We start from the raw sequence: 22,798 nt of genomic DNA, 5'->3' as shown, positions 1-22,798 counted from the left end.
AACGGCTGCGTTGAGCGAGTCCGGTAAACAGGAGTGAGATTTAATGGCTAGTGAAGGTTCGGTCGCGCCTAAAGAGCGCGTCAATATTGTTTACAGCTCTGACACCGGCGGCGCGCAGGAACAGGTCGAGCTGCCGCTCAAGCAACTGGTGATCGGCGACTTCACCTTGCGTGAAGACGACACGCCGGTTGAAGACCTCAAACCGATCCGCGTCGACAAAGACAACTTCACCGATGTGCTCAAGGGCCAGAACCTGAGCCTGCAGTTGGCGGTACCCAATCATCTGGCGGAAAACGCGCCGGAGGACGAGCAGATCCCGGTCTCGCTGACCTTCCAGTCCATTCGCGATTTTGAGCCGGATGCCATCGTGGCCCAGGTTCCCGAGTTGCAGCAACTGATCGCCCTGCGGGATTCGCTCAAGGCCTTGAAAGGGCCGATGGGTAACTTGCCGGAGTTTCGCAAACAGCTGCAGGCCCTGATGAACGATGACGGGGCCCGCGAGCGTTTGCTCTCGGAACTTGGCGTAAAGGACAAGGAATAACCCATGAGCGAAGAAAAGAGTCAGGCAGCGAGCACGACCGGCCAGGCGGTCGAGTCGGTTTCCCTGTTGGATCAGTTGGTGGAAGCGACGCGCGTCAAGCCGGGCGACGAGGCGTATGCCGTCACCCGTCAGGGCCTCGAAGCGTTTGTCACCGAACTGCTCGAGCCGGCCCGGCAGGCCGAGAAGGTCAGCGCCGGGTTGATCGACGACATGATCGCCACGCTGGATGCCAAGCTGTGCCGGCAGGTCGACGCGATCATTCACCACCAGCAGTTCCAGAAGCTGGAGTCGTCCTGGCGCTCGCTGAAGTTTCTGGTCGACCGCACGGATTTTCGCGAGAACAACAAGCTGGAAATCCTCAGCGTGTCCAAAGAGAAGCTGCTCGAAGATTTCGAGGATGCGCCGGAGATCACCCGTTCGGGTCTGTACAAGGCGGTGTACACCGCCGAGTTCGGCCAGTTCGGCGGCCAGCCGTTCGGCTCGATCATCGGTAACTACGAGTTCAACCCCGGCCCGCAGGACATGAAGTTGCTGCAGTCGGTCGCCGCGATTTCGGCCATGTCCCACACGCCCTTCATCGCCGCGGCCGGCCCGCAGTTCTTCGGCATCGACAGCTTTGCCGACCTGCACAACCTCAAGGATCTGCAAGCCGTCTTCGAGGGGCCGCAGTTCACCAAATGGAATGCCTTTCGTGAAAGCGACGACGCGCGTTTCGTTGGCCTGACATTGCCGCACTTCCTGCTGCGCACGCCCTATGGCGAAGACACGGTCCCTGCCAAGACGTTCCGCTACAACGAGAACGTCGGTGGCGGCAACCAGGACTTCCTGTGGGGCAACGCTGCGTTTGCCTTTGCCAGTCGCCTGTCCGACAGCTTTGCCCAGTACCGCTGGTGCGCCAACGTCATTGGCCCACAGGGCGGCGGCACCGTCGGTGATTTGCCGATCTACAACTACGAGGCCATGGGCGAAACCCAGACCAAGATCCCGACCGAAGTGCTGATTTCCGAGCGCCGCGAGTTCGAGCTGGCCGAGCAGGGGTTTATCGCACTGACCATGCGCAAGAACACCGATAACGCGGCGTTCTTCTCCGCCAACTCGTGCCAGAAGCCCAAGTTCTTCGGCAATGACAAAGAAGGCAAGGAAGCCGAGCTGAACTACAAGCTGGGCACCCAACTGCCGTACATCTTTGTGGTCAGTCGCCTGGCCCATTACATCAAGGTCATCCAGCGCGAAAACATCGGCACCTGGAAAGAGCGTGGCGACCTGGAGTCCGAACTCAACACCTGGATTCGCCAGTACGTGGCCGACATGGATAACCCCGCCGCCGGTGTGCGCAGCCGTCGCCCACTGCGTCAGGCGGAGATTACCGTCAGCGACGTCGAAGGCGATCCAGGCTGGTACCGCGTCGGTTTGAAAGTCCGTCCGCACTTCAAGTACATGGGCGCGTCTTTCACGCTGTCGCTGGTGGGCAAGCTCGACAAGAGCTGATCGGTAGCGCGAATGGGCAACGCCGCCGTTGCCCATTCAGGTGTTCACCCGAGGGTCATTGCCTCGGCGTTTCCATAAGATGGATTCAACGCAGCGAGACAGGGCCAGAGGCGCTGATCGATGCCTGAAAACTCACTGATTAAACCCGGAGTACACGTTATGCCAATGCCATGCTACTTGAGTATCGAAGGCCAGAACCAAGGCAAGATCGAAGGTTCCAGCACGGTTACCGGTCATGAAGGAAAGATCCTTGTTCAGGCCGTCGAACACCTGATCGATATTCCCAAGAACCCGCAGACCGGCCTGCCGGCCGGCAAGCGTGTCCACCAGGGCATGACCCTGACCAAGGAAATCGATAAGTCTTCTCCAAAGCTGCTGCAAGCCCTGACCTCCGGCGAGCAACTCAAGTCGGTAGTCCTGGAGTTCTATCGGATCTCGCCTAAAGGCACCGAAGAAAAGTACTACACCATCACCCTGAGCAATGCCGTGCTCGTTTCGGCCCGCACCTGGGTGCCGAACGTGTTGAGCCCTGAGTTCAAGCAAATGGGCCATATGGAAGACATCGGCATCACCTACGAAAAAATCGTCTGGACCTGGGTGCCGGACGGTATCGAAGCCGAAGACTCGTGGTTGGCGCCAAAAGCGTAAGCCAGGCTCGACAGTTCAATGCCGCCCTGGTCCAGGGCGGTGTTCTTGTTATTGCAGAAGGTACACCGCGTTGAGAGAAAAGCGATTGCTGGAGCGCATCACAAGCCTGCAGGCCGAAACCGGTCGCACGCACCTGACCCAGGCTGAAGTGTTGACGCAGTCGATCGTCCAGCATCTGCAACGCATTTTGAATACCCGGCGCGGCAGCGTGCCGATTGACGCCGAGTTTGGCGTACCCGACTTCACCAATCTGGCCGGTTCGTTTGCGACCGGCGAGACCACGCAAATAATCGAGAACATGACGCGCATGATCGCCCGCTACGAGCCTCGCTTGAAATCGCCGCGCATTCTGGTCGCCGAAGGTGCCCAGGAAGTGTTGTCGCTGAGTTTCAGTCTTGAGGGCGTGGTGTCGATCGACGATCGGGACATTCCTATTCACCTGGCAACGCGTGTGTCTTCGGACGGTCGCGTGTCCCTGGCGATGCACTAAGTCATGCTCAACAGCCATTATCAAAGTGAACTCAACCAACTGCGGCGTCTGGCCGATGAGTTTGCCCGCCGCAACCCGGCCCTGGCGCCGCTGCTGGGGGTGGACTCGGCCAATGACCCGGACGTCGAACGCTTGCTCGAAGGCGTGGCGTTTCTCACCGGGATGGTTCGCCAACGGTTGGACGACGAGTTTCCCGAGTTCATTCAAGAGTTGGCGCAGCTGCTCTATCCCCATTACCTGCAACCGTTGCCCTGCCTGACGCTGCTGCAATTTCAGCCGCGCACGGCATTGCAGGAGGTTACGCGTATCGAGCCCGGCTGCGAAATTGCCTCGGTACCGGTCGATGGCCAGCGCGTACGCTTCAGCAGCACCGCGGCGGTCGACCTGGAGCCGCTGCAACTGCTCGGCAGCCGCTGGGACGGCGGCGCCGGTGAAGAGCGCAGCCTGGTCCTGGACTTCGCTTTTACCACCGCTGACCCGAATAGCTGGCTGGCCGACAGCCTGCGTTTCTATCTGGGGGATGGCCTGGTCGATGGCTCCAAGTTATTGCGTCTGTTGCAGCTCAACCTGCGCGAGATTCGCATCTCTGCGCAAGAGCAGCCCATGACCGTATTGCCGGCCAGCCATTTGCGTGGCCTGGGATTCGATGCGAGCAACACCTTGCTGCCGTTTCCCGATACCGCGCACCCGGCCTATCGGTGCCTGCAGGAATACTTCGCGCTGCCCGAGAAATTCCTGTTTATCGAGCTTCGCGGCTTCAAACAGTGGCGAGCCAGAGGCGCAGACGGGCGCTTCAGCGTGCGCCTGATGTTCGAGAACCTGCCGGACTGGACACCGAACCTGTCGGCCAACAGCTTTTTGCTGGGGGTGACGCCGGCGATCAATCTGTTCGCCCAGGACGCACACCCGCTGCGCATCGACCACAAGCAAGTCGACTATCGCATCCAGCCTGCCGACCATGGCCAGCGCATGAGCATGCGGATTCATTCGGTGCTCAAGGTCAGTGCTTATTCCGCCGGAGGCGGGGAGCGGCTGCTGGAGCCGTTCAATACCTTCTCGCAGCGCGACACCTATAACCTGCGCATCCGCGCCTCGAGCATCGATGCCCAAGGTTATGACCACTATCTGAGCCTGCCCTACAGCGAAGGCAAAGTGCCGGGCGAGATGACCTTGTCCATCGGCTTGCTCTGCACCAATGGCAAGTTGCCGGAAAGCCTGCGCCTGGGGGATTTGAACCAGCCGACCGACAACACGCCGCCCAGGGTCGAATTCAAGAGCATTCGCGGCATTACGCCGTGCCAGCCGCCCAAGTTCGACGACAAGTTGCTGTGGCGCATGCTCTCGCAGCTCAATGCCAACCACTTCCGCCTGGCCGATCGCGACTACCTGCGCGGCCTGCTCGCGCTGTATCTGCCGAGCGTCGGCGAAGGGGCCCAGGACGCCAACCAGCGGCGCATCGATGCCATCGAAAAAGTCACCGTCAGCCACGAGCGGCGTTTTATTCGCGGGCTGCCGATCGAAGGCAGTGTGGTCCGGGTCGAGTGCCGGGGCGACTATTTTCTCAGCCCCGGCAATTTCTACCTGTTCGGTTGCGTGCTGGATGAGTTTTTCGCCGGCTGTACGGCCATCAACAGCTTTACCGCCTTCACGCTGTTCGACAGCGTCAACCACGAGACCTTGAAATGGCCAGCGAAGATCGGGCACCAACGCCTGTTGTGATCGATCCGCTGCTCGATGACGGCGGCGAGTTCGGGTTTTTCCAGGCCTTGCGCCTGTTGCGCCTACGTTTTCCGAGCGAAAAACACTTCGTCGACAACGTGCGGGTCCGGCCGCGGCTGGGGCTCGGGTTTCCGCTGCGGGATATCGAAGGGATCGAGCAGGACGACGACGGCCGTTATCGGATCGAGGCCAACTTCTTCGGGCTGTATGGCGTCACTTCGCCGTTGCCGACGTTTTACACCGAAGACCTGATCGACGAGCAACTGCTGGGCCATTCGGCGGGACGTGACTTTCTCGACATCCTGCATGCCTCGCTCTATCCGTTGCTGTTCCGTGCCTGGGAAAAGCACCGGATCTGGATCGACATTACCGAGCGGCGCGACGTCAAGAGCCTGCGTCAGTTGCAGGCGCTGATCGGCATTGCGGATGCGCGTCCGGAGCAGCGCGATCAATCCATCGACTTGCTGCGGTATGCCGGGTTGTTCAACCAGTACCCGCGCTCGGCCCTGGGGCTGCAGCAGTTGGTCAAGGCGGTACTCAGCGATGTGACGGTGGAAGTCGTGCCGTGTGTCGAGACGCGCCTGCGGATCGACCGCACGGCACGCACTTACCTGGGCACGCAGTGCGGTGTGTTGGGCGAAAACAGCCTGCTCGGTCGTGAAGTCATGGACCGCAGCGGCACGCTGGATATCCGCCTGACGTCACTGAGTACCGAGCGTTTTCACGGGTTATTGCCGGGGCAGGCGCTGTATCAAAAGCTCGAACGCTTGGTGGGATTGTATTTGCAGACGCCGCTACGCAGCCGTCTGGTCATGCGTCTTGCGGCAGATAAGCAGCAGTGCGCTTCGCTGGGCGGCGGCTGGCAGCGGCTGGGCCTGGATACCTGGCTCGGTGACGGAGACACACAGGACGACGTTGTATTCATGCTGACGGCCGAACACGGACCAATGCTCGAAGAGAGGGCTCGCTAGATGATTCAGGTAGAACTCAAACCGCTGTTCGCACGGCTCAATGTGTACAGCACCAAGGCCCTGGAGAACGCGGCGGGCCAGACCCTGGCGCGCGCTCACTACGAGATTTCCCTGGAGCACCTGCTGCGCCAGTTGCTGGAAGATCCGGATGCCGATACGACGCGCATTCTCGCGCGCTTCGAGATCGATCCGATGCGCTTGCGTGCGCTGCTGGATGAGGGGCTGGCGCAGTTGAAAAACGGCAACCCGGGACGTCCGGTGTTCGCTGGCCTGCTCACCGAATGGATTCAGGACGCCTGGCTGATTGCCTCGCTGGTGGTCGGCAGCGGGCGGATTCGCGGCGGTTCGCTGCTGCTGGCGCTGGTATCGCGCCTGGGCTACTACAGCGCTGGCACGCGTTACGGCGAACTGCTCAAGCCGATTTCCACCGATGCCCTGACCGCAGAGTTCGCTCAACTGTTGGGCGGCTCCAGCGAAGGTCCGCTGGACAGCCTGCAGACCGGCGCGGCCTCTGCTTCGTTGGCCGGCGCCGGCGGCAATGCGCCCGCAGCCGAAGACAATATCGCGCGCTTTTGCGAAGACCTGACCGCCAAGGCAGCGGCGGGGCGCATCGACCCGATTTTCGGGCGCGATGATGAGATTCGCCAGATGATCGACATCCTCGCCCGGCGGCGTAAAAACAACCCCATCGCCGTGGGCGAGCCAGGTGTGGGCAAGTCCGCCGTGGTGGAGGGGCTGGCGTTGTTGATCAGCCAGGACGAAGTCCCCGACTTCCTCAAAAACACACGTTTGCTCAGCCTGGATCTCGGTGCGCTGGAAGCGGGCGCCAGCGTCAAGGGCGAGTTCGAAAACCGTCTGCGTGGCGTCATCGAAGAGATCAAGGCGTCCACCACGCCGGTGATCCTGTTCATCGACGAAGCGCACATGCTGATCGGCGCCGGCGGCGCGGCGGGTGGCTCGGATGCGGCCAACCTGCTCAAACCCGCATTGGCCCGTGGCGAGTTGCGCACCATCGCCGCCACGACCTGGTCGGAGTACAAGAAGTACTTCGAGAAAGACCCGGCCCTGGCGCGTCGTTTCCAACTGGTCAAGCTGGACGAGCCGAGTGTCAAAACCGCAGTGTTGATCCTGCGCGGACTCAAGGGGCACTACGAAAAAGTCCACGGGGTCAGCGTGCGTGACGACGCCATCGTCGCCGCCGCAGAATTGTCCGATCGCTACATCACCGGGCGCTTGCTACCGGACAAGGCCGTCGACTTGCTCGACACCGCCAGCGCCCGGGTACGCATCGGCCTGGGCATCAAGCCTGCCGAGTTGGAGCGCATGGAGCGGCAGTTGTCCGGTCTGGCGCGTGAACAGAGCGCGCTGGAGCGCGACCGTGGCAATGGTTTCCCCGTAGAAGACCAGCGCCTGACGGATATCGCCGACGAACAGGCTGAGATTGACGAGCGTCGGGTTGCGCTGGAAGTCCGCTGGCTGGCCGAGCGCGACGCGGCGCTGCGCGTCCTTGAAGCACGCAAGCAACTGACCCTGCAAGCACAGGACCTGCCGGTTCCGGCCGAAGGCGAGGTTGTGCAGGTACTGGCCTCGCTGGAGGAACGTCAGGCCGAGCTGGATCAGGCCCGTGAAACCCTGGCCGCACTGCAAGGCGACGCGCCGTTGCTGTTCACCGAAGTCAGCCCCGATGCGATTGCCCAGGTCGTCTCCGACTGGACCGGCGTGCCGCTGGGCAAAGTGCTGCGCGATGCGGCGGGCGGCGTATTGGCCCTGGCCGACAACCTCAAGATGCGTATTCGCGGTCAGGACACCGCCGTCGAGCAGATCGCGGAAATCCTCAAGGCCGCGCAATCCGGCCTGCGCGATCCGCAACAGCCGTTGGGTGTGTTCCTGCTGGTCGGGCCATCGGGGGTCGGCAAGACCGAAACCGCTCTGGCTGTGGCCGAACATCTGTTCGGCGGCGAACAGGCGATGATCTCGGTGAACATGAGCGAGTATCAGGAGAAGCACACCGTCAGCCGCTTGGTGGGTTCGCCCGCCGGCTATGTCGGCTTCGGCGAGGGCGGCATGTTGACCGAGGCGGTGCGCAAGCGTCCGTATTCGGTGGTGTTGCTCGATGAAGTGGAAAAAGCCCACCTGGACGTGGTGAACATTTTCTATCAGGTCTTCGACAAGGGCAGCCTGTCCGACGGCGAAGGGCGGCAGATTGATTTCTCCAACACCGTGGTGCTGCTGACCAGCAACCTGGCCACCGAAGAAATCCAGAACCTGTGCGTCGACGGGCGGCCCGACCCGGACACCCTCGCGGAAAAAATCCGCCCGACTCTGTCCCGGCATTTCAAACCGGCGCTGCTGGCGCGCATGACCATCGTGCCGTTCTTCACCCTGGGTGGCGCGCAACTGGCGGGCATCGTGCGCCTCAAGCTGGGCCGGCTCAGCGAGCGTCTGTTGGCGTCGTCGAAAGTCCGTCTGACGTTTGCAGAAGAGGTCGCCGACGCCATCGCCGCGCGCTGCACGGAAGTGGAGAGCGGGGCGCGCAATATCGACTTCATTTTGCGTAAGAGCCTGACACCGCGCCTGTCTGACGTCTTGCTCGGGGCGATTGCCGATCAGCGGCCCCTGGCCGGCTTGCATGTGGCGGTGGATGCGCGCGGCGAGTGGGTCATTACCACGCAAGACATCGATGCGATCAGGTCTTTACCCGAGCGTGAAGCGCTGCTTGAGCCCCTAGAGTGACCGCTCGTTTACCGACTGAAGAACAAGGATTGATTGATGGCTCTCAATGATCATGCGCTCTGCACTTTCGCCAGCCTGGCACCCTCGCTGCTGCTCGAAACATTATGGGTGCAGCAGTGGCAGGGCGAGGAAAAGCTCTCTCAGCCCTATCGCTTCGAGGTTCGGCTGGCCACGATCAATCCATTGTTCGACGACGAAGCGCTGCTGGGCAACCGAGCGGTATTGACCCTGAGCGATGCGTTGGGGCAGCCGCATCCCTATCAGGGCGTGGTCACGGAGGTGGATTATCTCGACGCTGACTCCTTGTATTACTACTACCGCGTGGTGCTGGAACCGCGCTTCGTGCAGTTGCGGCATTTCCGCTTTTCGGAAATCTGGCTGGACAAAAGTCTGCCGGAGCTGATTCGCGACGTGCTCAAGTTGGCCGACCTGACTGTCGAAGGGCCGGGTATGAACGGTGTGCCCGGTTCGGCGTATGACTTCGATATCCGCCTGCCGCTGGCCGATGATCCGCTGACTCAGGCGACGTTTACCTGCCAGTTCGAAGAAACCAGCTTCGCCTTTATTTCACGTCTTCTTGAATATTTCGGCGTGTATTACTTCTTTGAGCAGGGGCCTGACGGCGAGGCGCTGGTGTTCTGTGGCGACCGACTGTACCAGCCGCAACTCCCCAGTCTGCTGACCTATCGCCGCCAAGATTCGGAACTGGATGTAGGCCGGGTCCTGGCGGTGGCGCGGACCTTCGAGCGCAAACTCGTGCGGCAAGCGGCGGGGGTCACGCTCCAGGACTTTTCCGCGAGTAACGCGCAGTTGAAGTTAGAGGTCAATGCTTCGGTGGCAGCTGCCAGCCTTGGCGCAGATGCCTCAACCGCACAACGAGAGGCCGTCTCTGGTTCGTCTGTATTTATCGGCGGACAAGGGTTGTATGGCGAGCACTTCGGTTCGCTCGAACAGGGGCAATGGTTGGCCAATCGCCGCGCCCAGGCCATCGGTTGCCGTCAACGGGAGTTTCATGGCAGCGGTCGAGCCACGGGGTTGCGCGCCGGTTATCCGATGCTGTTAGTCGGCCACCCGCGTCCGCTGTTCAATGCCGGTTATCAGGTGATTGAAGTTCACCATGACGGTTATCAGCCGTTGCCGGGCCTCGGCTCGGAGGGGGAAGGGCCGGGGCAGGGGATCAACACGCGGTTTATCGCCTTGCCCGGCGACGTGCAGTACCGCGCACCCTGTGTGACACCGCGGCCTTATGTGCAGGGCGTGCTCAGTGCGGTGGTGGATGGTGATGAAGATACCGGTCGGCCGCTGCTCAATGAGCATGGTTGCTACAGGGTGAGTTTCCCGTTCATTCGCGGTGAGAAGAATGCGACGCGTGGTTCGGCCTGGTTGCGTATGGCCACGCTGTCCAGTGGTTCGAGCCACGGCATGAATTTCCCACTGCTCAAAGGCACGGAAGTGCTGGTTTCGTTCTTGGGCGGCGACCCGGACCGCCCGGTGATCACCGGTAGTGTGCCCAACTCCGAGAATCCCAATGTGGTCACCGGCGAAAACGCGACCCAAAGTGGCTTGAGCACTCCCGGTGGGCATTTGTTTGCGATGGAAGACAGCCCGTCCGGGCCGATGATGAAGATGGGGGCGTCCACCGGTTGTAGTTTTACCTTGGGTGAGGGCGATGTCAGTGGGGCGCATTTGCGCACGGACAAGCATATGCAGCTGGCGTCCAGTTCGTATAAGCATCAGGTGCCAGGTGTTTATTGGCAATCCATAGGGGGAGGGCATGCGCCGGCCCCGGTGGCGGGGACGAGCTCTTCAGAGAGTTTGATGGGTGCCAACTTTAAAGATCGGCCTCCCACTCCCGCAAGTAGCAGCAAGCTTGCCTCCGCGCCAAGCACAACAAATAGCGCATCAGAGAAAAGCGGATTTGATAATTTCAAAGACGCAATAACCAACCCAAAGCTGAGCACAAAATTAGACGTTACAACTTCAATGCTTCAATTGAAGGGTGACGTAAATATAGCCAGCGGAAGTCTCTCTCTCTACGGGGTTGGCGTGTCAGTGAAACTTGGATTGGTTTCGCTTTCGGCTGACTACAGTTTGTATAAGAAAAGCGTTGGCAACAGTGCCTGGGAGTATCATAAGGCGAGTATTAAAAATTCAGAATATCTGAAAGGAATGCATATAGTTCGAGCATCCAACTCAAAGATGGAGTTGAAGAATACAGATATTTACTGCCATGAAAATGTAACCTCATATGAGATTAAGCTGGGTGGGAATAGCATACTTATCAATGCGGCAGGGATTGTCATAAAGTCGGACGAGATTATACATCTTGAAGGCCAGGTGCATGTTACTGGTGATGTTCTTGTGGATGGGGATTTAGAGGTTTGCGGTAACGCCTTTTTTAGTAAGTTCATGAGAGTTAGCGGCACTATAGTGGGAGCAACGATCACTTCGGATCAAGTACAGGAGTTTCCGTGTTTTGAACTAGCCCCCAGCCCCAGCCTGTTAAGTCTGAAGCTAGCATCACGCCCAAGTCTTGCTGCAGTGAAAGTGGCCGCGGGCGTAGCCAATGCGGTTGTAAACGGCGCCGTTGACCTGCTTGATGGCGCCGCCGATGCGGTCGCGGCAGCGGGCGATGCTGCTGCGCCGCCCGCTGCCGCGCCGTGATACGGAAAAAAAGAGGCGTAAGTTTCCTATTCGGAGAGTCCGATGCAGCTCAAATGTGAACAGGCCAGCCTTTTATTGCTCGCCAATGCCAAACCACTGGACCTTCATTGCGTGGTCGTCACCCTGGGTCTGCTGGTGGACGCTGAAGATCAGGTAATGGCCGCTGGGGAAACTTGGGCCTGGTTAACCGAGCGACTTGGCAAGCAGATGCTTGATCGGGGTTTAAAGAAAAGTCGAGGCACATTTGCCGTACAGGGTAAGGCTTATCCGTTGACCGATGTGCAACGGGGTGGCATGGCGGTGCGGGTGCGTCTGGGGGATATGGAAAAAACATTGCATGTACTCGCGCCGCGGCAATGGCGCAAAGGGCCTCTGGGTTGGACGCCCGTTGTGAGCGGTCAACTGGATAACCTGCCGTTGGACTTTGAAAGCGCTTATGGCGGTAATAAGTGGCCAGATAATCCGACAGGCAAAGGCCATTATCCGGAGGTGGACGCCGCGCAAGGAATGCCGTTGGCACAACTGGAAGTGGCGAATGCCACAGTTGTTGACCCCAATGATCGGCCAGCCCTGGCGAGTTTTTTGCCATTGCCAGTACAAAGCGCTGAGCGCCGCCAGTATATGGGCACCCTTGACGAGCATTGGACTGCTTATCGCGCCCCATTCTTACCGACGGATACTGATGCGCGCTGGTTCGATGAAGTGGCGCAGGACCAATGCAACGCCGGTTTTTGGCGTGGCGACGAAGCCTGGTCGATCTCAGGCATGCACCCTACCGAGGCCCGGGTCGCCGGGCGATTGCCGGGCCTGCGGCCACGGCTGTTTATTGAGCGTGCGGATAAGCGTGTACCCGTTACCGAAATGTCGATGGACCTGGATACGGTATGGCTGTTCCCTGATGCGCAAAGTGCTCTTCTGCTGTACCGCGTCGAAGTACCGGTGCTCGATATAGATGCGCAAGATATCGTCAAATTGGCTATGGCCCTCGAGCGAGCGGGTGACCCCGTGCTGGACGCGCAAGTCTGGATTGAGCGGCTTTGGCCACGCCCTCCCGTCGAGTCGGTCAAGGTTGCGCCTGTCGAACCAACCCCGTTCGACTCCGGGCCGATAATCGCCAGTTTGCAGGCCGCTGCGGATGCGCAATATGCAGCGTTAAGCGCAACTCATGAGCAGTGCATGCAATACGCTCAGATGATGGCGACTCGCATGAACCTGCCTTTCAACCCCACCGATTACCCACCATCAGCGAAAACGGACTTTACGGTTCTGATGCGCGAACCGATGCGCCCCCTCAAGCCCTTTGACCCCGAGGCATTGGCGCTGGAAATTGATTCGGAAATCGCCAAGGCTAAGGCCCAAGGCATGGAGTATGCCCAGCAGATGATGACCCGGCTGGGCATAGATGCAGAGCAAGCGTTGGCGCGTGCTAAACAGCCAGCACCGAAGGTCGATATCATGGACATGCTTGAGCGCCTGGAGCTGCCTCCAGACCAGCAGGCGCAAGCCAAGGAAAAACTGACTGCCTCCATAGCAGAGTCTCAAGCCGTGGAAGCTGAGATAGACCGTGTTTTAAGCGTCATGAACAAAGCGCTGGCGGCTGATCGAATCCAATTCGCCCCCATTCTCCCGCTTCCTGAATACTGCAGTCTGACCCGTGAGCGGCTGCTGGCATTGCACGCGGCAGGTAAGACGCTGCAAGACCTCAGTTTGGAGAGCCTTGATCTTTGCGAAATCGATCTGAGCAGCGCTGACCTGAGAAATACCACTTTTATGAGCTGCAAGCTCAATGGCACTCGACTGCAGAACGCCGATCTGAGCCACTGTCAGTTCATCGACTGCGACTTGGGTGCTTCGGATCTGAGCAAGGCGCGCTTGCAGGACGCAATGTTTCATAGGGTTCTATGCCAAGGCGCTTCGTTCTGCGGCACCAGCTTGATCGATATCCGCGCTCAGAACTGTGATTTCTCCGCTGCTGATTTCACCGAAGCCAACCTGCAACAAGCCCAACTCAACGAATGCAGCCTCGACAAGGCTCAACTGAGCAACGCCAATCTAAGCAAACTACGCCTCAATAAATGCGACCTGAGCGGCGCACGACTCACCGACAGCAACCTGCACAAAGCCAAGCTCTACGACTGCACACTGGACGCGACGGACATGCGCCGCGCCAATCTCAGCAAAGCCGATTTCGCCAAGGTGGTGGGCCGTGATCTGGACTTGCGCGAGTGCAACCTGCAGAACCTGCGCCTGGCCGCTCACTGCGTTTTGCCGGGTGTGCGCCTGGACGATGCCGACCTGACCGCTGCCAGTTTTCAAGACGCCGATCTGAATCACGCCAGCCTGCGCGGCGCACGGCTTAACGACGCGCTGCTGAGCGGTTGCGACCTGAGTGATTCCGACGGTGTCGGGCTGGTCGCGCAAGGTGCCTACCTGTCGGGATGTGATTTGACTCGCGCTGATTGGTCTGGCGCCAACCTGCTTAACGGCCGCTTGCGCAAGGTATGCCTGGAGCAGGCCAACCTCAGTGGCAGCAACTTGCATGGCTTGGCCAGTGACGCTGTACACGGCAGCGGTGTGCGCCTGGAGCAGGCATTGATGACGCGTTGCCGACTCAAGGAGAGCCTGACTCATGCTTGAGGTATTAAGTGCCGAGCGTCTAAGGGCATTGCTGGCTGATTGGCAGCCCTTGCGCGCGTTGAATCTGGCCGGTGGCGACTATCGCGGTGTCGATTTGAGCAACGCGCGGCTGGAACAAGTGGATGCGCGTGGCGCGCAATTCAATGGCGCCATGCTGACCCAAAGCTACTGGAAAGACTGCCGCCTGGACGGCGCCGATTTTTCCGAGAGCACTGCGGACTCGTTGCGCATGAACGAGTGTTCATTGCAGGGCGCATTGTTCACGAATGTGCGTTGGAACAAGACCCGCTGGGCGCAATGCCACGGCGAGGATCTGGATCTGTCGGGCGCACAGCTACAGGCGTTTACACTCGCGGAGTGCCGCGTACCGCGTATCAGGCTGGCAGCCGCCCAGTTGAGCAAATCCCAATGGAACCGCTGCGATCTGACGGGCCTTGATGCCCAGTCGGCGCATTTTGCGAAGGCACGATTGATCGATTGCCAACTCGATCAGGCGCGCTTCGGTCTGGCGTCGTTGCAGCAGTGTGCCTTCGACGAATCGTCGTTGAGCGGGGCCGATTTTCATGCCGCGCAGGCCGAGGGCGCCTCGTTCTACCGTAGCAAGGGAACCGCGCCGATGTTTGCCGGTGCCCATCTCAAGGGCGCTCTGTTCAATGCCAGCCATTTTGACTCGGTCGATTTCAGTGATGCCGTTCTGGAGATGGCCATCCTGATCGACGCCCAGATGCCAGGTGCGCGCTTTGACCGCGCCCTGTTGCGTTATGCCGACTGCACCGCGTTGCTTGCGCCACGCGCCTCGTTCGTCGCCGCCGACGTGACCGGCATGAATGCCCATGCCGCTGATTTCACCCAGGCCGACTGGCAGCAGAGCAACCCCCAGGCCATCCAGCCCGTAGATACCGAACGCCTCGCCGCCGAGCAATGGCAGCCTGCCTCTTTAGGAAAATCGAGATGAATGAAGCCCCGCAATATTGCGCTGCCGCTGCTCAATTGCGTCATGCGCAGGTCAACGCACTGGATGGCGAGCGTTTCGGCGTGGTCAGCAGCGATGGCCGCCGCTATTGGCTAAAACCCGCATTCGGTTGCCTGGTGCGTCCGGCAGTGGGGGACAAGGTGTTGGTCAGCCTGGACGCGCAAGGCGGTTACATCCTTAGCGTGCTGGAACGCGCCATTGCTCAACCGGCGCGTATGCATCTGGAGGGTGACCTGCATTTGAGCCTGCCCGCCGGCGCGCTGAGCATTCAGGCCCGCGACGGTGTGAGCCTTGACGCCGGTATCGCATTACGGGTGTGCGCCGAGCAGGGCAGTGTGCAGATGCAGCGTGCCCATCTGACTGTCGGCACCCTGACCATGAGTGGCGAGCATCTTCAGAACCACTGGGTCGAGCGCCACGACAGCAGCGTTTATCACCGCGAAAAGGCCGTGCGCCACGAGGCGGATTTTGCTGATAGCCGCCGTCGCGTCGAAGGCCATGAAGAACTTCATTCCGGCTCCTTGCGCCAGCGCGTGCGCGATGACTGGAGCGTGCAGGCCGACACGCTGGACCTGAATGCACAACGTAGCGTTGCCATTGATGGCGAGCGCATCAAGCTGGGGTGAGATCGATTATGTATATGCTCAATAACGGCGGTGCGATGGCGCTGTCCACGGTGCCCGATATCTGCAAGACGCCCGTTCCGCCCGCCGGGCCAGTGCCATTGCCTTATCCCAACGCTGCCGATACCAGTGCCGCGGACCCGGGTGGGTTGGTGATGGACGTGCTGGTGGACGGCATGCCAGCGATGAATATGTCGAGCAAGGTGTTGATGACCAGTGGCGATGAAGCTGGGGTGGCCGGTGGTGTCACCAGCGGCAAGGTCAAGGGTGAAATGATCTTCATCGATGGCAGCGCCAAAGTGATGGTCGCCGGTAAGCCCGCCGTGCGTGTCACCTGCCAGACCATGCACAACGCCAATAACACCATGGGGACGGTTTCGCAGCCGAGCCAGACCGCTGTGCTGGTGATGGCGTGAGCAGCGCGGGGCGTGCGCCCTCCATCAAGTTTTCCATGGGCGGACTGGCCCTGTGCATCCTGCTCGCCGCCTGCAGCAGCCAGGACCTCACCCCCGAGCAAAAGGCCCTCACTGCGCTCAAATGGGACTACACCGAAAACGCCATCGAGCTGAGCTTCACCGCCGATAACGACCTCAATCAGTACGACGGCCAGGCGCATAACCTGTTGGTGGTGGTCACGCAGTTCGATCAGATCAGTGCGTTTTCCGCCTACACCGGCAGCTCCCAGCAACTGAGCAGCCTGCTGCTGATGAACAGCGCGCCGCCCGGGATGATCGGGCTGACGCGGCTGTTTATCGAGCCGGGCCAGACCCGCCAGTTGAGCCTGCCGCGACTGGAGGGCGCGAAGATGGTCGGTATCGCCGCCGGTTACGCGCACCTGGACCCGACGCGCAGCGTCAAGCTCTATCAGATCGGCGTCGACGTGACGTCGACAGGGTTTTTCAGCAAGACCTGGACCGCCACCCCGCGCCCCATCGCCATTGACCTGCTCGTCGGGCCCGATGCGCTGTTGCGTGGCAAGGAGAGTCGCCTGGCGTTGCCCAAGCCGGTGCAGCCCCGAGAGGGTGAGGTGCGCCTGCCCGGCGCACAGGACTGAGCTGCTTGCCGTGAGCGTTGCAGTGGCCACGCTTTTTCAATTTTTTGCCTGAAACCGAGCCCTATGAATATCGATCAGTTGTTGTATTGGCACCAGGGCTTGTTCCTCCAGCCTCAGCATTTTCAACAGAACGATGCGCGTATCGAGCATCGTCTGACCCGGACCACAGAGTTGAACCATCCGTACCCGTGGGGTTTGATCTCGCTGAAGATCAACGAGCCCGCGCTGGTTGCCAAACAGTGCCTGCTGGAGCAATTGTCGGTGCGCTTTGCCGAAGGCACGCTGGCCGAATATCCGGGCAATGCGATGCTGGAGTCGCGCACCCTTGACCTCGGCGAGTTCAGTGGCGGTCGCACGCTGTTTGTGGGGCTACGCCGCTTGCTGCCGGGGGACGCCAACGCGCAAGTGTTCGAGACGTTGTCTGCCGGGTCCCGGGCGGAAGCGCGCTTTATCGTGGCGGCCGACCCGGAAGTGATCGGTGACCGTCTCGGCGACTCCCCGGAAGCGCGGGTGCGCCCCATGTCCTATGTGTTGCGGCTGTTCTGGGACGATGAGCTGGAGCATCTGAGCGCCTACGAGCTGCTGCCGATTGCACGGCTTGAGCTGGACGGTGATCGCCTCCGGCCGGCCCAACGCTACGTGCCGCCGTCGGTCAATCTGGCGGCATCGCCGATGCTCCTGCAAACCTTGCGCGAAGTCCGCGACGAACTGGTCGGCCGGGCGCGGCAGTTGTCGGTGTACAAGCAGCCGGGGGAGTCGCGGCGGGGCGATCTCGACGCGGCCCAGGTCAACCACCTGATGGCCCTGGCGGTACTGAATCGCTATGGCCCGTTGCTGACGCATTTGCTGGAAACCCCGCAGGTGTCGCCATGGCAGCTTTACGGCACCCTGCGCCAACTTGTTGGTGAGTTGAGTCTGTTTTCCGATGTCTGCGACATGCTCGGCGAAACCCCGGATGGCCGTCTGTTGGTGCCGGCCTACAAGCATGAGGACGCGGGCGCGGCGACGATCGCACTGGTGGCCCTGATCGGCCAGCAGCTCAATGAGATCAGCATCGGCTCAGAGTTGCTGGTCCACCTGCAACTGCAGGAAGGGTTTTATCAGGCTCCATTGCCGGACGCGTTTTTCGGCGCGCGGCATCGTTACTATCTGGTGGCGCGCAGTCTGGTCGATCCGGTGTGGCTGGCCGAGTGCCTACCGTTGGATGGCAAGCTGGGAGCTCTCAGCGTCATGCAAGGCCTGGTCAACCGCGCGTTGCCCGGGGTTGAGTTGATTTATCTGCAGGTTCCGCCCCAGGGCTTGCCGCGGGTGGCCGGCGCGTTGTACTTCCGCCTGGAAACGCTGAGCGAGGGTTGGGAAACGCTGCAGCAGGAGCGTCAGGCGGCGTTCTTCCTGCCCCAGCCGCCGGCTGACCTGAGTATCGACCTGGTGGTGGTTCGCACATGATCAATCCCCGCCTGGCTGACTGCTGGATGTCGAGTTTCGAGGCTGCCAAGCGCGGCTTCGTTGATCCGGCACAGTCCTATGAGACGCTTGCGCCGGCGCTCATCGTGCAGCTCGATGGCGCCGCCAATCGGGCCCGCGAGCTGCACTTTGCCGAAGCCGAAGTGCGCGAGGCGCTGTTCGCGGTGGTCGCCTGGATCGACGAGGCGGCCATGTCCGGCGAATGGCCCGGGGCGGCCGAATGGCGGCGGGCGCCGTTGCAGCGCCACTATTTTTCCACCAGTCGGGCCGGTGTCGAGTTCTTCCAACGCCTGGAGGCTTTGCCCGAGGCGGCGGTCGGTGCCCGCGAGGTCTTCGGCCTGGCCTTGCTCGGCGGTTTCCAGGGGCGTTACGCGACCCGCCCGGGTGGTGAACTGATGCAATACCGCCGGCTTTGCCTGGAGCGGATCATTCTCGATCGGCAGATGGTGCCGTTGGATGCCAACAGCCATCTCTTCGAACAACCCGAGGACCACCTGCCAACGCGCCTGCGTGTGGTGCGCCGGGGCTTGCCCGGTCTTTCGCTGCTGTTGCTGATCGGGGTGCCGTTGATTCTGTTGACCGTGCTTTACATCAGTTTCGATCTCTCGCTGGGTCGACAAGTCAGCCAATTGCTGGAGATGCGCTGATGTTGAAGAAAGCAGGGGTGTTGTTGCTCTGGGTGCTGCTGCTGGCGTGCATCGTGCTATTGCTCTGGGGCCTGGCGCTCTACAAAAGCTGGCCATTGTGGTACGTGCCGCTGATTTGCATCGTTACGCTGTTGGTGGTTTTTTGCCTGCGCGGGGTAGGGCGACGCTGGTATGCCTGGCGCTTGCGTCGCCGGATGAACAGCGAGTTGCCCCAGAGTCGTCGCGATGAAGCGCCGGCGCTTGATCAGGACTGGAACAGCGGCGTGCAGATGTTGCGCCAGTCGCGCCTGAGTCGATTGGGTTCACCGTTGTATGTGCTGCCCTGGTTCCTGACGCTGGGCGAGAGTGGCAGCGGCACCCGGCGCTTGCTGGGCAACAGCGGGCTGACCTCGGCCTTGCGTTCGACCCGCGGTGGAAAGCCGGCGGCCTCGACTGGCACGCTGGACTGGTGGTTCCTTGAGCGTGGCGTGATCATTGACCCCGCCGGCCGCATGGCGGAGGGCAACAGCGACGCCGGCCCGGAATGGCGACGGTTGCTGTACTGGCTGTTGCGTTCGCGGCGCCGCGAACCCCTCAACGGTGTACTGCTGGTGATCGACTGCCAGCGCTTGTTGAGCGACTCCGATGCGCGCCTGGCCGAGCAGGGACACAATCTGCGCCGCCGCCTGGATGATCTGGTGAAGGTCTTTGGTGCCCGTCTGCCGGTGTATTTCATCATTACCGGTGCCGAAGCCTTGCCGGGTTTCACCCAGTGGGCTTGCGCTCTCACGCCGCCACAACGCGAGCAACCGTTTGGCCTGCTCAGCCAACAGCGCACGGGGGCGGCGCAGGTGTTTCTCGAAGAGATGTTCAGCGGGCTTGGCCAGCGTCTGTTCGACCTGCGCATCGAGTTGGGCGTGCGTGGCCTGCCAGATGAAGAAGCTTTCAGCCTGCCGGAGCGCATCGTTGAACTGCGCTCGCGTCTCCAGCATCTGCTGTTACCCGCGTTTGACGCCAACCCCTACAGTGAGTTACCGCTGCTCTGCGGGCTGTTCCTGACCGCGCAAGGGCAAGAGGCAGACGGCACAAGCGAAGGCTGGTTCAGTCATGAGTTGCTGGGCAGCCTTTTGCCTGCGCAACGCCACGCCTATCAACCCATCGATAGCTGGCATCGCTGGCGCAGGCTGTTGGCCCACGCCGCAGTCATCGGCTGGCTGGGGCTGTGTATCGGCTTTGGCGCCTTGCTGGCGTATGCCGACCACCACACTCAAGCTGTGCTCACCGACGCGCTGGACGAGCCGCCAGCGGCCGAGGACTTCAACGGTGGGCTGGAGAGCGACCTGGATGCGCTGCGCCGGTTTCGCCAAGCGTTGATCAGCTTATCTGACCAGCAGCAGGGCGGATGGCATGGTTTGCTGCCGTTCTCACGCCATATCGAACAGGTCCAGGAGCACTATCGCTCTGACTACGTGAGGTTGTTCGACAGCGAAATACGCACGCCGGTATTCGATGGTTTCATTTCGCAGAACCTGCGCGGCGCGTTGAACAGCGGCGATCCACGGCTGATTGCCGCTTATGCCGAATTCCTCGTGCGCCGGATCAACCTGCTCGATGCCCGCCTGAATAACCAGTCGATGGATAACTTGCCGCTGCCGGGTTCCGAGGTGGGTTTCCTGAACTTGACCTACGGTTCCAAGGAAGCGACCAGCGCCGGGCAACTGGTCACCCTGGGGAGCAGCTATCGCTCCTATCTGGAGTGGCAAACCGATATGGCGCAGATGCAGGGCCAACGCGCCGCCTTGCTGGGCCAGCTGCAGAGCATGGGGCTTGAAGGACGCCCCCTGACGTGGCTGAAAGCCTGGGCGGAACTGCAGGGCAATCTGCAACCGATCCGGCTGACGGAATACTGGAGCGATAGCGATAACCCAGGGTTGAGTCTTTCCGGTGCCTATACGTTGCAAGGGCACAGCGCGATTTTTGCGTTCATGGATGAACTCGGCCTCGCCAGCCGTGACAGCGCGTTGTGGAAGACACAGCGGGTGAAATTCCTCGATCAGTACCAAAGCGATACCCAGGACGCCTGGTATCGGTTTATCCAGGGCAGCCTGCTCAGTGCACAGACACGCTTGAAGACGCGCAGTGACTGGCAATTGGCCCTGAGTGTGGTCGGTACGCCCAATGATCCGTTCCTGAAGCTGTTGCATCGCAGTGCCGAACGGTTTGCCTTGATCCCGCCCGAACAGCGGGCACCTTGGGCGAGCCGCGCGGTGTCGCTCGATCGTTTGCTTGAACTGGCCAGTGACAACGATCTGCATGCCGAAGCGGGGGCGCTGGGCAGTCTGAAAATCACCAATGCCCTGGGCGGCGACATGCTCAAGGGCGTGGCCAGTGGCGGTTCGATCGAGAGTGGCGTCAACGGCTTGCGCGACGAGTTGACCCAAGCCCGTGCCTTGGCCAGGTTCCAGCAGTTGATGAAAGGTGTGGTGGCCGATCTGCAGAAAAGCGATGCGCAAGCGTTCCAGGTGGCCGTGGAGACTTGGGGCTTCGGCGCCGATCCTTCGGTGAAGTCCGCACCGCTCTGGGAAGCCGACAGCGTGCGCAGCGCCTTGATCCAGGCGCTGAAGGGGCCGGACCCGCGTGAAGATGCGGTCTGGGCGTTGGCCACCGGCCAGTTGGATTTCTCCTCGCATTACGCCGCCGAAGTGGCGGCCTGCCGCCTGCAAGGCGACTGGAGCGGGCAGTTGCTCAGCTCGATTCAGGGCGTGCAGGACCCTGTCATGCTCAACGAGCTGCTGTACGGCGAGCGCGGTCAACTGCCGGCCTTTATGAGCGGAGCGGTGAAAACCTTCGTGCAACGCGATGTGCTGCGCTACAGCGGACGGGAGGCGCTGGGTGTGCAAATTCCGCTGACCGGTGCGTTCTACGCCTATGTCAGCCGCATGCAGCATGCGCGCAACGATCTGCTCGGTGCCGAGCGACAGAGTCAGGCCCAGCAGGCCACGGAGCAGCAAAGCCGACAGGCACTGGAAGCCGAGCAAAAAGGCCTTGTGGCGCAACGGGCGGAGCTCAAGCAGAGCATCGCCATACTGCAGGCCACCGCGGCGGTGGTGGAACTGTCCGCCGCGCCGTCGCAGGTCAACCTCGGTGCCCGTTCGCTGCCCCAGCAGACGCGCCTGACGCTGCAATGCAGTGGCCGTTCGACGGTACTGGACAACTTCAACTTCCCCACCAGCGCCAGCTTCGTCTGGGCGCCGGGGGCCTGTGCCGATGTCGCCCTGGAGATCAGCTTCGCCAACTTCAAGCTGACCCGGCACTGGACCGGAGACCGGGCGTTCGTGGACTTCCTGCGGCTGTTCCACGGTGGGCAACACACCTTCAGCGCCGACGATTTCCCCGGCCAGCGGAATTTGATGGGCAGTGAGAATCTCATCGGCATCCAACTGACGTCCCGCCAGGAAGGCGAACAGGTGTTGCTGGACAAGTACGACCAGGCCGACCAAATGCAGCGCCAGGCCAATCTCATCGATGCACGCTTGAGTGCGACCGCCGAACAGTTGGCGGCGATGGATACCCAGGCCGCCGCGACGAATGTGCGGCTGGCTGCCCTCGGTTCACCGGTCGAACAGGGTGTCGCGAGTATTCAACCGCCGACCCAGATTGCCTGGTGCTGGACGCCCCGGCCCGTGGTAACGGGGCTGTCGGCAGGTGAAGGGCTGCGCTTGGATCTTGGCACCTATGGCAACGAGACGCGCTTGAAGAACCTTGAGGAACAGCTGCGTATCCTCGGCTTGACCAGCCGGCGCGAAGCCACGCAGGCGATAACGGGTGACAAGGTGACGCGGTTGCTGGTGGTGGCGCTGCGTGACGACGCGGCTGCGCAACGGGCGATCCGCGATATTGGGCGCAAAATGGGCGTGGCCGCCACGCTCGACAGTGCCGCCGCCAGTAAGGTCGACCTGTAGTGAAGGGTGGGCACGCGTCACTGGCATTAAGTTGGTGCGTGGCCGCCGGGCTTAGCGGCTGGCGCAGCGGAGGAGGGCGCCAGACGACTGATGTCACCAGGCCCAACGTATTGCCAGGATGGCAGATGCTCGCAATATTTGGTTATGCGCTAGTCTCCAGTCTAATTCTGAACGACACTTTGAAGGTTGCGTTGAGCAGATGGCG

16 protein-coding genes are annotated in these 22,798 nt (G+C 61.0%); all 16 read left to right on the top strand.

Going from position 1 to position 22,798, the window contains the following annotated elements; genetic code table 11:
- Positions 1-43 precede the first annotated feature (43 nt).
- The 16 genes from tssB to INT12_RS16915 all read left to right on the top strand — a co-directional run bounded on the left by tssB (position 44) and on the right by INT12_RS16915 (position 22,593).
- On the top strand, positions 44-541 hold the full coding sequence (tssB, locus tag INT12_RS16990) for a type VI secretion system contractile sheath small subunit (protein ID WP_017849097.1): 498 nt from the start codon (positions 44-46) through the stop codon (positions 539-541).
- Positions 542-544: 3 nt separating this feature from the next.
- Positions 545-2,029 carry a type VI secretion system contractile sheath large subunit gene (gene tssC / locus INT12_RS16985; RefSeq protein WP_193058933.1) on the top strand — a complete coding sequence of 495 codons (1,485 nt, stop codon included), beginning with the start codon at positions 545-547 and terminating at the stop codon, positions 2,027-2,029.
- Between the two features lie 159 nt (positions 2,030-2,188).
- Entirely contained in the window at positions 2,189-2,677 is a 489-nt protein-coding gene (locus tag INT12_RS16980) for an Hcp family type VI secretion system effector (RefSeq protein ID WP_017849099.1), read from the top strand.
- Between the two features lie 70 nt (positions 2,678-2,747).
- Positions 2,748-3,167: a type VI secretion system baseplate subunit TssE gene (tssE, locus tag INT12_RS16975; RefSeq protein WP_226926231.1), complete on the top strand. Its 420-nt coding sequence runs from the start codon at positions 2,748-2,750 to the stop codon at positions 3,165-3,167.
- A gap of 3 nt (positions 3,168-3,170) precedes the next feature.
- Positions 3,171-4,886, top strand: coding sequence for a type VI secretion system baseplate subunit TssF (gene tssF, locus INT12_RS16970; RefSeq protein ID WP_193040417.1), 1,716 nt, complete (start codon positions 3,171-3,173; stop codon positions 4,884-4,886).
- Positions 4,850-5,857 carry a type VI secretion system baseplate subunit TssG gene (gene tssG, locus INT12_RS16965; protein WP_017849102.1) on the top strand — a complete coding sequence of 336 codons (1,008 nt, stop codon included), beginning with the start codon at positions 4,850-4,852 and terminating at the stop codon, positions 5,855-5,857. Before tssF ends, tssG begins: the two co-directional genes overlap by 37 nt.
- Positions 5,858-8,590, top strand: coding sequence for a type VI secretion system ATPase TssH (gene tssH, locus INT12_RS16960; RefSeq protein WP_193040416.1), 2,733 nt, complete (start codon positions 5,858-5,860; stop codon positions 8,588-8,590).
- Positions 8,591-8,626: 36 nt separating this feature from the next.
- A complete protein-coding gene (locus INT12_RS16955) occupies positions 8,627-11,254 on the top strand; it encodes a type VI secretion system Vgr family protein (protein WP_193040415.1) in 2,628 nt (875 codons plus the stop codon).
- A gap of 42 nt (positions 11,255-11,296) precedes the next feature.
- Positions 11,297-13,891, top strand: coding sequence for a pentapeptide repeat-containing protein (locus INT12_RS16950; protein ID WP_193040414.1), 2,595 nt, complete (start codon positions 11,297-11,299; stop codon positions 13,889-13,891).
- The gene (locus INT12_RS16945; RefSeq protein ID WP_193040413.1) at positions 13,884-14,846 is read left to right on the top strand and encodes a pentapeptide repeat-containing protein; all 963 of its coding nucleotides are present in this window, start codon (positions 13,884-13,886) and stop codon (positions 14,844-14,846) included. Before INT12_RS16950 ends, INT12_RS16945 begins: the two co-directional genes overlap by 8 nt.
- A complete protein-coding gene (locus tag INT12_RS16940; RefSeq protein ID WP_193040412.1) occupies positions 14,843-15,490 on the top strand; it encodes a DUF3540 domain-containing protein in 648 nt (215 codons plus the stop codon). The genes INT12_RS16945 and INT12_RS16940 overlap by 4 nt, the downstream gene beginning before the upstream one ends.
- Positions 15,491-15,498: 8 nt before the next feature.
- Positions 15,499-15,903, top strand: coding sequence for a DUF4150 domain-containing protein (locus INT12_RS16935; protein ID WP_102617110.1), 405 nt, complete (start codon positions 15,499-15,501; stop codon positions 15,901-15,903).
- Positions 15,900-16,541 carry a type VI secretion system lipoprotein TssJ gene (gene tssJ / locus INT12_RS16930; RefSeq protein WP_017849109.1) on the top strand — a complete coding sequence of 214 codons (642 nt, stop codon included), beginning with the start codon at positions 15,900-15,902 and terminating at the stop codon, positions 16,539-16,541. Before INT12_RS16935 ends, tssJ begins: the two co-directional genes overlap by 4 nt.
- A gap of 63 nt (positions 16,542-16,604) precedes the next feature.
- Positions 16,605-17,987, top strand: a complete 1,383-nt coding sequence (tssK, locus tag INT12_RS16925) for a type VI secretion system baseplate subunit TssK (RefSeq protein WP_017849110.1) — start codon at positions 16,605-16,607, stop codon at positions 17,985-17,987.
- On the top strand, positions 17,984-18,652 hold the full coding sequence (locus tag INT12_RS16920) for a DotU family type IV/VI secretion system protein (protein WP_046383451.1): 669 nt from the start codon (positions 17,984-17,986) through the stop codon (positions 18,650-18,652). Before tssK ends, INT12_RS16920 begins: the two co-directional genes overlap by 4 nt.
- Positions 18,652-22,593, top strand: coding sequence for a type VI secretion protein IcmF/TssM N-terminal domain-containing protein (locus INT12_RS16915; RefSeq protein ID WP_193058932.1), 3,942 nt, complete (start codon positions 18,652-18,654; stop codon positions 22,591-22,593). Before INT12_RS16920 ends, INT12_RS16915 begins: the two co-directional genes overlap by 1 nt.
- Positions 22,594-22,798: the final 205 nt, after the last annotated feature.

This window comes from Pseudomonas sp. K8 (assembly GCF_014889455.1).
In the GTDB taxonomy this organism is placed as follows: Bacteria; Pseudomonadota; Gammaproteobacteria; order Pseudomonadales; family Pseudomonadaceae; genus Aquipseudomonas; species Aquipseudomonas veronii.
Note: the sequence above shows the minus strand (reverse complement) of the source record. Positions and strands in the feature narration are given on the sequence as shown.

Coding starts and splice junctions, on each gene's coding strand:
- INT12_RS16915 (WP_193058932.1), top strand. CDS start 18,652: ATGTTGAAGAAAGCAGGGGTGTTGTTGCTCTGGGTGCTGCTGCTGGCG.
- tssF (WP_193040417.1), top strand. CDS start 3,171: ATGCTCAACAGCCATTATCAAAGTGAACTCAACCAACTGCGGCGTCTG.
- INT12_RS16935 (WP_102617110.1), top strand. CDS start 15,499: ATGTATATGCTCAATAACGGCGGTGCGATGGCGCTGTCCACGGTGCCC.
- INT12_RS16955 (WP_193040415.1), top strand. CDS start 8,627: ATGGCTCTCAATGATCATGCGCTCTGCACTTTCGCCAGCCTGGCACCC.
- tssB (WP_017849097.1), top strand. CDS start 44: ATGGCTAGTGAAGGTTCGGTCGCGCCTAAAGAGCGCGTCAATATTGTT.
- INT12_RS16940 (WP_193040412.1), top strand. CDS start 14,843: ATGAATGAAGCCCCGCAATATTGCGCTGCCGCTGCTCAATTGCGTCAT.
- INT12_RS16920 (WP_046383451.1), top strand. CDS start 17,984: ATGATCAATCCCCGCCTGGCTGACTGCTGGATGTCGAGTTTCGAGGCT.
- tssH (WP_193040416.1), top strand. CDS start 5,858: ATGATTCAGGTAGAACTCAAACCGCTGTTCGCACGGCTCAATGTGTAC.
- tssK (WP_017849110.1), top strand. CDS start 16,605: ATGAATATCGATCAGTTGTTGTATTGGCACCAGGGCTTGTTCCTCCAG.
- INT12_RS16950 (WP_193040414.1), top strand. CDS start 11,297: ATGCAGCTCAAATGTGAACAGGCCAGCCTTTTATTGCTCGCCAATGCC.
- tssG (WP_017849102.1), top strand. CDS start 4,850: ATGGCCAGCGAAGATCGGGCACCAACGCCTGTTGTGATCGATCCGCTG.
- INT12_RS16980 (WP_017849099.1), top strand. CDS start 2,189: ATGCCAATGCCATGCTACTTGAGTATCGAAGGCCAGAACCAAGGCAAG.
- INT12_RS16945 (WP_193040413.1), top strand. CDS start 13,884: ATGCTTGAGGTATTAAGTGCCGAGCGTCTAAGGGCATTGCTGGCTGAT.
- tssC (WP_193058933.1), top strand. CDS start 545: ATGAGCGAAGAAAAGAGTCAGGCAGCGAGCACGACCGGCCAGGCGGTC.